11 protein-coding genes are annotated in these 13446 nt (G+C 44.7%); 2 read left to right on the forward strand and 9 right to left on the reverse strand.

What is annotated here, in order from left to right:
- Window positions 1-119 precede the first annotated feature (119 nt).
- Window positions 120-974 (forward strand): carboxylating nicotinate-nucleotide diphosphorylase, encoded by an 855-nt coding sequence (nadC, locus tag K2Q13_RS11995; RefSeq protein WP_292921381.1) that lies wholly within the window; start codon window positions 120-122, stop codon window positions 972-974.
- Between the two features lie 74 nt (window positions 975-1048).
- Here the strand turns inward: nadC and cysG are convergent, their stop codons facing one another.
- From cysG to K2Q13_RS12025, 6 genes are all read right to left on the reverse strand, one after another.
- Entirely contained in the window at window positions 1049-2437 is a 1389-nt protein-coding gene (gene cysG, locus K2Q13_RS12000) for a siroheme synthase CysG (protein WP_292921382.1), read from the reverse strand.
- 116 nt (window positions 2438-2553) lie between these two features.
- Complete coding sequence (locus K2Q13_RS12005; RefSeq protein WP_292921383.1) at window positions 2554-3552, reverse strand: PstS family phosphate ABC transporter substrate-binding protein; 999 nt, start codon at window positions 3550-3552, stop codon at window positions 2554-2556.
- Between the two features lie 203 nt (window positions 3553-3755).
- Complete coding sequence (gene glmM / locus K2Q13_RS12010; protein ID WP_292921384.1) at window positions 3756-5117, reverse strand: phosphoglucosamine mutase; 1362 nt, start codon at window positions 5115-5117, stop codon at window positions 3756-3758.
- A 71-nt stretch (window positions 5118-5188) separates the two neighbouring features.
- A complete protein-coding gene (folP, locus tag K2Q13_RS12015; RefSeq protein WP_292921385.1) occupies window positions 5189-5968 on the reverse strand; it encodes a dihydropteroate synthase in 780 nt (259 codons plus the stop codon).
- A gap of 127 nt (window positions 5969-6095) precedes the next feature.
- Complete coding sequence (gene ftsH / locus K2Q13_RS12020; protein ID WP_292921386.1) at window positions 6096-8012, reverse strand: ATP-dependent zinc metalloprotease FtsH; 1917 nt, start codon at window positions 8010-8012, stop codon at window positions 6096-6098.
- A gap of 172 nt (window positions 8013-8184) precedes the next feature.
- Window positions 8185-8802, reverse strand: a complete 618-nt coding sequence (locus K2Q13_RS12025; RefSeq protein WP_292921387.1) for an RlmE family RNA methyltransferase — start codon at window positions 8800-8802, stop codon at window positions 8185-8187.
- Window positions 8803-8832: 30 nt separating this feature from the next.
- Between K2Q13_RS12025 and yhbY the strand changes: the two genes are divergently transcribed.
- Window positions 8833-9186, forward strand: a complete 354-nt coding sequence (gene yhbY, locus K2Q13_RS12030; RefSeq protein WP_292921388.1) for a ribosome assembly RNA-binding protein YhbY — start codon at window positions 8833-8835, stop codon at window positions 9184-9186.
- Window positions 9187-9200: 14 nt separating this feature from the next.
- Here yhbY and greA read toward each other — a convergent pair whose 3' ends face one another.
- The 3 genes from greA to K2Q13_RS12045 all read right to left on the reverse strand — a co-directional run.
- Entirely contained in the window at window positions 9201-9677 is a 477-nt protein-coding gene (gene greA, locus K2Q13_RS12035; protein WP_292921389.1) for a transcription elongation factor GreA, read from the reverse strand.
- 56 nt (window positions 9678-9733) lie between these two features.
- Window positions 9734-12943: a carbamoyl-phosphate synthase large subunit gene (carB, locus tag K2Q13_RS12040; protein WP_292921390.1), complete on the reverse strand. Its 3210-nt coding sequence runs from the start codon at window positions 12941-12943 to the stop codon at window positions 9734-9736.
- Window positions 12944-12970: 27 nt separating this feature from the next.
- On the reverse strand, window positions 12971-13446 hold a 476-nt coding region (locus tag K2Q13_RS12045), incomplete at its 5' end, for a gamma-glutamyl-gamma-aminobutyrate hydrolase family protein (RefSeq protein ID WP_292921391.1).

Raw genomic sequence — 13446 nt, forward strand, 5'->3', positions numbered from 1 at the left:
TTATGCTGGGTAATCTATATACTATCTGTTCAACTGCCGTAAGTGAACAGCCTGGGTATTGTAAAATGAAAATACTGATCTTTTTTTCTTTACCGGGTTGAGATTAAAAGGTAAAACAATTGAAAGATTTACACGATGAAATTCACGACAACGTTACGCGTGCGTTGCAAGAAGATATTGGTTCTGGCGACTTGACCGCATCACTGATTCCGAGCGAAAGCACATTGAGTGCCGTGGTAATCAGTAGAGAAGATGCGGTATTGTGTGGCGTACAATGGTTTGAAGCCTGTTTTCTGGAATTAGCTTCGAGAACGATTATCACTTGGTTTGCCAAAGATGGAGATTTTGTTCAATCAGGGCAAAAGCTCTGTGAGATCCAAGGAGGTTCTCGTGATTTATTAACCGCAGAACGTTCCGCGCTGAATTTTCTGCAAACGCTATCTGCTGTAGCGACACAAACAAAACGTTTTGTCGACGCCATTGTGGGCACCAAGGCAGTCATTGTGGATACGCGTAAAACACTGCCTGGATTGCGCCTAGCGCAAAAATATGCTGTGACATGCAGCGGAGGTGTCAATCATCGCTTGGGTTTATATGATGGGATTCTGATCAAGGAAAATCACATCATCGCGGCAGGGAGCATCCAATCCGCTTTAAACAAAGCACAGGCAATTGCGCCTCCCGGAACTATTATACAAATTGAAGTGGAATCGTTGTCGGAATTACAAGAAGCTCTAGCGGCTGGAGCTATCATGGTGCTGTTAGATAATTTTTCGTTGAGTCAGTTATCGGAGGCAGTCATATTGGCTCATCAGATATCTGGACGGCAGGTAATATTGGAAGCATCCGGCAACATAACACTAGACAATGTGCGCCAGGTGGCTGAAACCGGTATTGACCGAATCTCAGTCGGTGGCTTAACCAAAAATATTCAAGCGATTGACTTGTCGATGCGATTTAAAAAATTAGAGTAATGCACTTATAAATCAGTTTCATTCTTTTCCATTCAAGAAATCGATTTTATAGCAATTAAATTACCCTAAGAATTTTAAGATGCCGGTTCAAACCATGCGAGCTTTTTGTGCAGTTTGACAACCTCTCCTACAATGATCAGTGTAGGAGGAGCCAAGTTTGCAGCTGCGGCCAAGTTAGGTAGTGTTTGTAGAGTTCCAGTCACAATTTTTTGTTTTTGTGTCGTGCCTTGCTGAATGATTGCCGTAGGTGTGGAGATTGGTAAGCCGTGTGCGATCAGTTGCTGGCATAACACGGGTAGTCCCAGCAATCCCATATAGATCACAATGGTTTGGTTAGGGCGTGCGAGGTGTTGCCAGTCAAGATCAATCGTATTATTTTTTAGATGACCGGTGACAAAAATACATGATTGCGCGTAATCTCGGTGTGTCAACGGAATCCCGGAGTATGCTGCAACCCCCGATGCAGCCGTAATGCCTGGCACAACCTGAAAAGGAATATGATATTCAGCCAAAGTTTCAATTTCTTCACCACCGCGGCCAAAAATAAAAGGATCACCACCTTTAAGTCGCAATACTCGTTTACCTGCTTGCGCTAACCGCACCAGCAGTTGATTGATTGATTCTTGTTCCAGTGTATGGCAGTTACGCTCTTTGCCGGCATAAATGCGCATGGCGTCGCGGCGCACCATGTCAAGAATTGCAGTCGAGACTAGACGGTCATAAACAACAACATCGGCTTGCTGCATCAGCCGCATGGCACGGAAAGTGAGTAAATCAGGATTGCCTGGCCCGGCACCGACCAAATAAACCTCGCCTTGCAGTGGCTCGTCTTTTTCCTGTTGCAGGGACTGTAGTAAATAATCTTGTGCAGCTTTATCTTTTCCAGCCAACACCATTTCAGTGAATGGACCTTGCAAGATTTTTTCCCAGAAAACACGTCGTTTTTCCGAGTGAGTAAAATGTTGCTTGACGTGCTGACGAAATTTTCCCGAAATGGTTGCTATGCGTGCATAGGCAACGGGTATTATGGTTTCCAGTTGAGCTCGCAGTAGTCTCGCCAGTACCGGGGATTGTCCGCCACTGGATACAGCGATTATAAGCGGTGAGCGGTCGACGATGGATGGCATAATAAAGGTGCATAATTTTGGACTATCCACGACATTAACCGGAATTTGCCGTTGTTGTGCTGCTTCTGAAACTTGCTGGTTTATGGTTCGATTATTCGTCGCAGCGATAACGAGCGCAATATTATGTAGATGTCTGGGCTGAAAGCATTCGGCGTTATGGCTGATCTTGCTGCTAGCAACGTACTTATTTAAAGCGCTATTCAGCTCGGGCGCAACTACTGATACTTGCGCGCCGGCTTGGAGTAACAGTATAACTTTGCGCGTAGCGACTTCGCCGCCTCCTACGACCAGACAGGCTTTATCTTTGATATTTAAAAAAATTGGCAGGAAATCCATTGCATTCGCGATTTATTTTTTATAAATGATAAAAGAAGTGCTGATCAATTCTGAGCCAAATAGAAGCTTTTGAGTTGATCAGCACCTCCTTGCGTGCTGCTATTTACTACGATTATCTATAAATTGGATTCCAGTTTAAGTACATCTTCCAGTTTTATGTCGATCCCGGTGCCTTTGAACACAGTGCCCACTTTTTTCTTGTTAAAGTGTTCGAGATTGAGATCATACACTTCTTTGGAGAGCGGAAAATATTTGACCTCTGCTACCAGTTCTGTTGCATTCTTCATATAGAAATTAATAAACTCATGTACTTCTGTTTTTTCTGTCGACTTAGCATTCACGTAAATAAATATCGGGCGTGATAATGGTTTGTAGCTGTTATTTTCTACGGTTGTGGCAGAAGGGAGCACTCCGCCATTGCCACTATCAATCGCAACAGCATTAATTTTTTTACTGTTTTCGATGTAATAGGCAAAACCAAAGAATCCTAATGCATAGAGATCACTTGCAACACCTTGCACCAGGACGTTGTCATCTTCTGATGCGGTGAAATCGCCGCGGCTTGATTTAGCTTTACCAACAATAGCCTCAGTAAAGTATTCAAAGGTGCCAGAATCCGCGCCTGGACCGTAGAGTTTGATTCTTTTGTCTGGCCATGCTGGATTTATTTGATTCCAGTGGGTGATTTTTCCCTGCGCTGCAGGTTCCCAAATTTTTTGTAATTCTTCAACAGTGATGGTTTTGCTCCACGTATTTTTGGGATTAACAACCACAGTTAAAGCATCAAAAGCAATGGGCATTTCAATAAATTGTACCCCTTCTTTCTTACAGGCTTCCATTTCTAGTTCGGTAACTGGGCGGGATGCGTTTACGATATCGATTTCATTGCGGCAGAATTTCTTGAATCCACCACCTGTTCCAGAGATACCCACAGTGACACGAATTGCGCCGCGTTTGGCTATTTGAAAATCTTCTGCAACGGCTTCAGTAATGGGAAAAACAGTACTTGAACCATCAATTTTCACAATTGGCGTGGCGCTGGCCGTGCCTGCATAGAAGAATACACTTAGTAGAGCTACCGTAATGGGTGCTCTGAAGTTTAAAGAATTCAACATGTTTATACGTGCTCCAAATGAATAAAGTAAGGGTATGAGCGTTTTGACAAAACCGCACGATATACTATTTCAGAATTGTTACGAAATTATGACAATTTTTATGTTTTGTTACCAAACTTGGTTTTTTCCGAATTCTGGATTATGAGCGCAGATTCTGCATAGTATCGAGATCGTATAAGCATGTTTTGCGAGAAAATAATCGCTCACTCTTTACTGGCAATTTGAACGACCTCAGCGATACGTTCAGTCCAGTAATTAACTTTTTGTCTGAATTTACTCTCGACCATTACACGAATAAGAGGCTCCGTTCCAGAAGCCCGGATGAGCAGGCGCCCGTTACCATTTAAATCAGCTTCGGCTTCCTTGCGCATAGTATTGACTGCTTTATTGGTGTTGAAATTAAATGAATTGGAGATTTTTACATTGATCAGACGCTGCGGGTATAGCGATACGCCGCGCATAAATTCTGCCAACGTTTTATGGGCATCACGCAGCGCGTATAAAACTTGCAAAGCAGATATGATGCCATCACCCGTGGTGTGTTTGTCCATACACATAATATGTCCAGAATTTTCACCACCGAGCTGCCATCCTTTCTGCTGCAGTAATTCGAGTACGTGACGGTCACCGACATTGGTTCGGAGAAAAGGGATGTGCAATTTCTTAAATTGCTCCTCAATTGCCAGATTTGTCATCAGTGTGCCTACGACACCTCCAGTGAGTTTTCTGTTCTGCTGGCGATGCTTGGCGATAATATAGATCAGTTGATCTCCATTGTAAAATCTGCCTTGTTTATCCACCATCATGACGCGATCACCATCACCATCCAATGCAATGCCTAAATCAGCATGATGTTGTTTAACAGCTTTTTGCACTGTGGCGGCATGAGTAGCGCCGCATTCAAGATTGATATTCAATCCATTGGGCTGCACGCCTATGGTGACGACATCGGCACCTAATTCATGCATGACATGACCGGCAATATGATACGCGGCACCATGCGCACAGTCGATTACAATACGGAGTCCACGTAGATCAAGGTGATAGGGAAAAGTGCTTTTGCAGAACTCGATATAGCGGCCAGCCGCATCGTCAATTCGTTGAACCTTGCCTAACTGTGCGGAAGACTTGGTCTCAATCGGTGTATTTAATTCAGCCTCGATTTTGCGTTCCATTTCATCCGGAAGCTTGCTGCCGACTGCAGAAAAGAACTTTACGCCATTATCTTCAAATAAATTATGTGAGGCTGAGATAACTATACCGGCCTGCAGTCGTAATGCGCGAATCAGATAAGCTACGGCTGGGGTCGGCATCGGTCCAGACAGAAGAACATCAACGCCAGCTGCACATAATCCAGCCTCTAAGGCGGATTCCAGCATATATCCAGATACGCGAGTGTCTTTGCCAATCAGAACTGTCGGGCGCTTTCCTTCTGTTAGATGCCAGTCGGAAGCAGCTAGAACCTTTCCAGCCGAGTAGCCCAAGTGCATAATGAAATCAGGTGTAATAGGAAACTTTCCTACTTGGCCTCGTATGCCATCTGTACCAAAATATTTTCTAGTCAATTTATGAAATTACTATTAAAGAATAAACAAAGCATTATTGGCAATTAGTTGATTAAGCAATTTTATATTTATCAATCATAACCCCGGAGTGCATTGTGAATAGCAAGTGCTGCTTTACTTGCTTTGACATCATGCACACGCACAATTTTGGCGCCTTTAGCAACAGCAAGCAAGGCTGCGGCAACACTTTCATGTAATCGCTGGTCTACATTATTCCCAGTAATCACACCTAGCATGGATTTTCGGGATAAGCCTGCCAATACGGGGGTGCCCAATGTAGTGAATTCATTGAGATGATTAAGTAATGAAAGGTTATGTTGTAGTGTCTTGCCAAACCCAAACCCAGGATCAATAACCAGTCGGCTTAGTGCAATGCCTGCTGTGTTCGCTGCTTGGATTCGCTGTTGCAAATAATCTTTTACCTCGGAGACAATATCTATGTAGTACGGATTGGCTTGCATATTTTGCGGCGTGCCCTGCATATGCATCAAACAAATTTGCACATGTTTATGTGGTGCTACCGCTTCCAATGCTCCTGTGTTGCGCAATGCATTAACGTCGTTAATCATGGAAGCTCCCGCCTCGATTGCATGCTTCATCACCTCAGGCTTGGAAGTGTCAATGGAGATGGGGATAGCGGTGTCAACGAGTGCCTCCAGTACGGGTATAACGCGGCTTAATTCTTCATCAGCGCTGACAATTTGACTCCCGGGACGCGTTGATTCTCCACCGATATCAAGAATATCGGCACCCTCGTCAATAAGGCTTCTTGCATGCGCAATGGCTTGTTGTGTTGACAGAAAAAAACCGCCATCCGAAAAGGAATCAGGGGTTACGTTAATAATACCCATTATCAGAGGGCGATTGAATGAGGCGATAAAGTTGTGTGGAAATGAAGGCACAGTAAATAATAAACTAGCAAGTAAAAACGGGATACGATTTTATAAAATCGTATCCCGTTAATTAAGTTATCAATGATTAATCAGTTTCTTTTGCAACTTCTTGTGGTGCTGATGATTCGCTTTGTTCTTCAGTTTCCTCCGTTACAGATTCCTCGCTCGTTGTGGAAGATATGATTTGCGGTGGTTTTGGTGGACGTGGTGAACGACCTTCCATGATATCCTTAATCTGGTCGCTATCAATCGTTTCCCATTCCAGTAGAGCCTTGGTCATGGCCTCAATTTTGTCTTTATTTGATTCAATTAGTTTACGTGCAATCGCATATTGTTCATCGACTATGCGACGAACTTCAGCGTCAACTTTTTGCATGGTTGCCTCACTCATATTTTTATGAGTAGTTACAGAACGTCCTAGAAAAACTTCACCTTCATTTTCACCATAAACCATTGGGCCAAGTTCGTCTGACATTCCCCATTGGGTTACCATTTGTCGAGCTAAATCTGTTGCGCGCTCAAAATCATTAGATGCACCCGTGGTCATTTGCTTCATAAAAACTTCTTCGGCAATGCGTCCACCAAACATCACTGCAATCCTCTGTAAGATTTCTTCACGTTCCATACTAAAGCGATCTTCCGTTGGCAGTTGCATGGTTACACCCAAAGCACGACCTCGCGGAATGATTGTTACTTTATGTACCGGATCAGTTTTTGGCAGTAATTGAGCTACAACAGCATGCCCTGATTCATGATAAGCAGTATTTCTACGCTCATGTTCAGGCATCACCATTGAGCGTCGCTCTGCGCCCATGAATATTTTGTCTTTAGCACGCTCAAAATCATCCATGTCTACTAAGCGTTTGTTACTTCGAGCCGCGAATAGTGCTGCTTCGTTGACCAAGTTGGCCAGATCGGCACCTGACATGCCTGGTGTGCCACGTGCAAGAATATCTGCTTTTACATCTGGGGACAGTGGCACTTTGCGCATATGAACATGCAGAATTTGTTCGCGTCCGCGTATATCAGGCAATGGCACCGTTACCTGGCGATCAAAACGACCGGGACGCAACAAAGCTGGATCCAATACATCGGGACGGTTGGTTGCAGCAATTACAATTACACCCATAGCTCCTTCAAAACCATCCATTTCTACCAGCAGCTGATTAAGTGTTTGCTCGCGCTCATCGTTCCCGCCACCCAAACCAGCGCCACGTTGGCGACCTACTGCGTCAATTTCATCGATAAAAATGATGCAGGGTGCATGCTTCTTGGCCTGTTCAAACATATCGCGAACTCTGGATGCACCCACGCCGACAAACATTTCGACGAAATCTGAGCCAGAAATGCTAAAGAACGGTACCTGGGCTTCTCCAGCAATAGCCCGAGCCAGTAATGTTTTTCCTGTTCCCGGACTACCTACCATCAATACGCCGCGAGGAATACGTCCACCCAGTTTCTGGAACTTTGTGGGATCGCGCAGAAATTCAACCAGTTCGGCAACTTCTTCTTTAGCTTCCTCGCAACCGGCTACATCATTAAAAGTTACTGTATTGGTTGATTTGTCTAGCATACGTGCTTTACTTTTGCCGAATGAGAAGGCACCACCATTACGTCCGCCACCTTGCATTTGGCGCATGAAAAAAATCCATACGGCAATCAGCAGAAGCATTGGGAACCATGAAATGAAAATACTCATCATCATGGATGGTTCTTCTTCCGGTTTAGCTTCAACAATAACGCCAGCTTTCAATAAATCGCTCACCATCCAAGGATCGGATGGTGCGTATGTTGTAAAGCGCCGACCATCAGACTTTGTACCTTTGAGTGTACGTCCTTCGATAACAACTTTTGCGATTCTGCCTTGATTCAATTCGGATATGAATTGCGAGTATTCCATGGGTACTTGCGTCGGTTGACGAACGCTGAATTGATTAAATACAGTCATCAACACTAGTGCAATTACCAGCCAAATGGCCATGTTTTTAATTAAGTTATTCAAGATAGCTCCTTGGTTTGCACCTAAAAATCATCGATTAGTCATTCTAACTCGATTTTGTTTACTATAACAGAATAGTTCGTTTTTAATAAATGTGCTCTCAAACTCTTATCCTACTACTAACTTTTGCTATAGTCACTGAGGGGATCCATTCATTTCTGATCAACTTCAGTAATTATTTTTTTCCTAATCCCAATAAATACAGTTCATTGCTGCGGTCACGAGATGCTTTAGGTTTTCGTATTATTACGTTTTTAAATCCAGCGCGCATATCGAAAAGGAATTGATCAAAATCCCTACCTTGGAAAACTTTGACTAGAAAATTTCCACCATAGTTCAGTTGTTCCATTGAGAATGCTAATGCCAACTCTGCTAAATACATACTTTTAGCCTGATCGCTGATGACAATTCCACTCATATTGGGTGACATATCTGAAATGACAAGATTGGGTTGATGATCTCTCAAATATTTCTTTAATTCAATTACGGCGTATTCTTCTCTAAAATCACTTTGAATAAACTCTACACCGGGTAAAGGTGCCATCTCAAGAATATCTACCGCAATAACTTTGCCACTGTGACCTATTTTATGGCTCGCTACTTGTGACCAACTGCCGGGGGCTGAGCCTAAATCAACAACAGTCAGTCCTGGTTTTAGTATGCGATCTCTTTCAGTAATTTCAAGCAACTTATACGCAGCACGTGAACGATATCCCTCTTTTTTTGCTTGTTTGACAAAAAAATCGTTAACATGCTCCTTCATCCAGGCTTTACTGGTTTTAGCTCGTTTCATCAAGTAGAATAATACGTTTGAAGAGAATTTATGTTAACACTAACTATTGCTCACCGGCGTGAATTAAAAGCGCAAGCGCATGCATTGAATCCGGTTGTGATGATTGGGAAATCTGGATTATCCACTAGTGTTATGGAAGAATTAAATCGTGGGCTTTCAAGCCATGAATTGATTAAGGTTAAAGTACAGATAGATGATCGGATTGCTAGAAATGAGCTGTTTGAGGAGATATGCCAGCTGTTAAATGCTGCACCTGTGCAGCATATTGGTAAAATTTTTGTTATTTATCGACCTAAACCAGAAGAAGCAGACAAACACGAAGGGCATCCGTCGAAAAAAAAGACAAGTGCACCTTTTCGCACTAAACGGAGTTTTCAGAACTAAGTCTAGCGCCATATTTAGATATACTTGACGTCCAATATTTCGTATTCTCGAATGCCGCTAGGTGCGTGAACTTCTGCAATATCTCCTGCATGCTTACCAATGAGTGCGCGTGAAATGGGAGAGCTGATGGATATTTTTCCATCCTTAATGTTGGCTTCATCATCTCCTACGATTTGATAAGTAACAACTTCACTACTTTGCAAATCTTCCAATTCAACCGTGGCACCAAAAACACAAGCGCCATCTGCACTGATGAGCGCCGGATTAATGATTTGTGCACTGGAGAGCTTGCTTTCCAGGTCGGCGATGCGTCCTTCAATAAATCCTTGTTTTTCCTTGGCGGCATCATATTCGGCATTTTCTGAAAGATCACCGTGAGCACGTGCTTCAGCAATTGCAGTAATGACGGTAGGACGCTGAATCGTTTTCAGCTCATGCAATTCTCTGCGTAATGCTTCAGCTCCAGCCACGGTTAACGGAATAGTACTCATTATGATTTTTTGCCTTTCATTTTCATCCTGTTTCTAAAAATAGAATCCAATTTCATCTATGTTTTTAGTTGCATATGCAATTTCTGCAGATTATAAGCTTGCAATTCACGTTTATTGGTGATGCCCATACAGGCAGCACGCGCACCGGCTAACGTTGTATAGTAAGTCACTTTCGCTTGGAGCGCAGCATGGCGAATTGAATAGGAATCTCGTATTGCACTACGTTGATTTTTCACGGTGTTAATGATCAGACTGATTTCACCATTTTTAATCATGTCAACAATATGTGGCCGACCTTCAGCAACCTTGTTAATAATAATAACCGCTATTCCGGCTTCTGTGATCGAAGCAGCAGTGCCCCGTGTAGCATAAAGGGTAAACCCAAGTCCTGCAAGGCTGCGCGCGATTTCAACAGCATGCAATTTATCTGATCGCCGCACACTAATGAAAATTTTTCCGGAAGTAGGTAAGCGAACATCGGTTGCTAACTGGGACTTAACAAAAGCTTCTGTAAAAGTGGATCCCATGCCCATCACTTCCCCAGTAGATTTCATTTCCGGCCCTAATATCGTATCAACACCGGGGAGTTTTATAAAGGGAAAAACAGCTTCTTTGACCGAGTAGTATTCAGGAATTACTTCTTCAGTAGTGCCTTGTTCAATTAAAGAGCTTCCCGTCATGCAGCGTGCCGAGATTTTGGCTAGTTGAAGGCCGGTTGCTTTGGAAATGAAAGGTACAGTGCGTGAGGCTCTGGGGTTGACTTCAAGCACAAAAACTGTATCGTCTTGAATCGCAAATTGTACATTCATCAGTCCGATGACATTCAGCGCGCGCGCCATTTTGGCAGTTTGCCGACGTAATTCATCCAGTATCTCAGGCTGTAAGTTAAAGGTAGGCAGCGAGCATGCGGAATCTCCGGAATGTACGCCCGCCTGCTCAATATGCTCCATGATGCCACCGATCAGAACGGTTTCTCCATCGCAAATGGCATCGACATCGACTTCGGTGGCGTGAGTGAGAAAATGATCCAACAATACCGGGGAGTCATTGGAAACTTTGACGGCTTCACGCATGTAGCGTTCCAGATCGGCTCTTTCGTGCACGATTTCCATAGCGCGTCCGCCCAATACATAGCTGGGTCGTACCACCAGCGGGTAGCCAATTTCCTCGGCGGCGATCAGTGCCGCTTCGGGATTACGTACGGTGCGGTTGGACGGTTGTATTAAACCTAATTGCTGCAGCATTTTTTGGAAGCGCTCGCGATCTTCGGCGCAATCAATCATATCCGGACTGGTGCCAATAATCGGTACGCCATTGGCTTCCAGGTCGCGCGCGAGCTTAAGAGGGGTTTGTCCACCATATTGTACGATCACGCCATCTGGTTTCTCTACAGCGACGACTTCAAGCACATCTTCCAATGTCAGTGGCTCAAAATATAATCGATCGGATGTGTCATAATCGGTTGAGACGGTTTCCGGATTACAGTTGATCATAATGGTTTCAAAACCGTCTTCCCGTAACGCTAAGGCGGCGTGAACGCAACAATAATCAAATTCAATTCCTTGACCGATACGATTAGGGCCGCCACCCAAGACCATTATTTTCTTTTTATCCGTGGGGGAAGATTCGCATTCGTCCTCGTAGGTCGAATACATATAGGCTATACCGGTAGTGAATTCGGCTGCGCAGGTGTCAACGCGTTTGTAGACGGGGCGTAAGTTAAAGTGATGTCGTTGTTTGCGAACTGCGGTTTGGTCGGTGCTGAGTAGTTTGGCCAAACGCCGGTCGGAGAAACCACTGCGTTTCAGCTTGCGCAATGCTTGTTTATCCAGTGCTTCCAGCTTGACCTTTGTCAACGCTTGTTCTTGTTTGATTAAGTCCTCGATTTGTGCCAGGAACCAGCTATCGATATGCGTCAACTGATGAATTTCATCCAGTGAAAAATCGCAGCGGAAAGCATCGGCGACATACCAGATCCGCTCCGGGCCAGGGTTAGCAAGCTCAGTTCGGATGGTTTCCAGGTTGTCGGTTTTCTCATCTAGCCCATCAACACCGGTTTCCAGTCCGCGTAAGGCTTTTTGCAAGGATTCCTGGAACGTGCGTCCGATTGCCATGACTTCGCCGACGGATTTCATTTGGGTCGTTAAACGATCATTGGTTTGCGGGAATTTTTCGAAAGCAAAACGTGGAACTTTGGTGACGACATAGTCGATTGTCGGCTCAAACGAAGCAGGGATAATGCCGCCAGTAATATCATTTCCTAATTCGTTCAAGGTGTAACCAACTGCGAGCTTGGCCGCGATTTTGGCAATTGGAAATCCGGTCGCTTTAGAAGCCAGAGCGGAAGAACGCGAAACCCGTGGATTCATTTCAATCACCAGCATGCGGCCATCGTCAGGATTGATGGCAAATTGCACATTGGAACCACCGGTTTCGACACCGATTTCACGTAATACCGCAATCGATGCATTGCGCATCAGTTGATATTCTTTATCCGTCAGTGTTTGTGCGGGTGCTACCGTAATCGAGTCGCCGGTATGCACGCCCATAGGATCGATGTTCTCGATCGAGCAGACAATAATACAATTGTCGTTTTTATCCCGTACGACTTCCATTTCAAACTCTTTCCAACCGATTACGGATTCTTCGATCAGTAATTCCTTGGTAGGGGAGGTTTTCAACCCACGCTCGCAGATATCCAGAAATTCTTCGCGATTATAGGCAATACCGCCACCGCTTCCGCCCATGGTAAAGGAGGGACGGATAATCACCGGATAGCCCAACATAGCCTGGACTTGCAATGCTTCTTCCATACTATGAGCTACTGCAGATCGAGCAGAGTTCAAGCCGATGCGCGTCATGGCTTGCTTGAATTTTTCTCGATCTTCCGCCATATCGATGGCCTCACGCGAAGCACCGATCAGTTCTACAGCATATTTTTCTAATACGCCGTGTTTGACCAGATCCAGCGCGCAATTCAGCGCAGTTTGACCACCCATGGTGGGTAACAAAGCCTGTGGCCGCTCAATCGCAATGATTTTTTCGATCATTCCCCAAGTAATAGGCTCTATATAGGTTGCATCGGCCATTTCAGGATCAGTCATGATGGTGGCCGGATTGGAATTAACCAGAATGATGCGGTAACCTTCTTCTCGCAAAGCCTTGCAGGCTTGTACGCCGGAATAATCAAACTCACAGGCTTGACCGATAATGATGGGGCCGGCGCCAATGATGAGTATGGATTGAATGTCGGTACGTTTAGGCATGCTTTCTAACGTGGTGTCACGCAGTAGTTATTGGGAGTTATTTTTATGACGCTGCATCATGGTGATGAATTTATCAAACAGGTAATCAGCCTCATGGGGTCCTGGGCTGGCTTCCGGGTGCCCTTGAAAACAAAAAGCCGGCTTGTCGGTTAATTCGAAGCCTTGAAGGCTGCCATCGAACAGCGATACATGCGTGATGCGCGCCGTGGTAGGCAATGTGCCGGCATCGACTGCAAATCCATGATTTTGACTGGTAATAATGACTTTCCCGCTGGCTACATCTTGCACCGGATGATTCGCACCATGATGACCAAATTTCATTTTTACGGTGCATGCGCCGCTAGCTAACCCCAATAATTGATGACCCAGGCAGATACCAAATATCGGGATATTGCTTTGCAGCAGTGATTGTGTTGCAGAAATGGCGTAATCGCAGGGCTCTGGATCGCCAGGGCCGTTAGAAAGAAATACGCCATCCGGCCGCGTTGCCAGGATCTCATTGG

Origin of the sequence: Nitrosomonas sp. (assembly GCF_019752095.1) — a bacterium.
In the GTDB taxonomy this organism is placed as follows: domain Bacteria; phylum Pseudomonadota; class Gammaproteobacteria; order Burkholderiales; family Nitrosomonadaceae; genus Nitrosomonas.

Excerpts from the sequence above, each read along its gene's own strand:
- cysG (WP_292921382.1), bottom strand. The coding sequence starts at position 2,437 with ATGGATTTCCTGCCAATTTTTTTAAATATCAAAGATAAAGCCTGTCTG.
- K2Q13_RS12005 (WP_292921383.1), bottom strand. The coding sequence starts at position 3,552 with ATGTTGAATTCTTTAAACTTCAGAGCACCCATTACGGTAGCTCTACTA.
- folP (WP_292921385.1), bottom strand. The coding sequence starts at position 5,968 with ATGGGTATTATTAACGTAACCCCTGATTCCTTTTCGGATGGCGGTTTT.
- K2Q13_RS12025 (WP_292921387.1), bottom strand. The coding sequence starts at position 8,802 with ATGAAACGAGCTAAAACCAGTAAAGCCTGGATGAAGGAGCATGTTAAC.
- yhbY (WP_292921388.1), top strand. The coding sequence starts at position 8,833 with ATGTTAACACTAACTATTGCTCACCGGCGTGAATTAAAAGCGCAAGCG.
- greA (WP_292921389.1), bottom strand. The coding sequence starts at position 9,677 with ATGAGTACTATTCCGTTAACCGTGGCTGGAGCTGAAGCATTACGCAGA.
- carB (WP_292921390.1), bottom strand. The coding sequence starts at position 12,943 with ATGCCTAAACGTACCGACATTCAATCCATACTCATCATTGGCGCCGGC.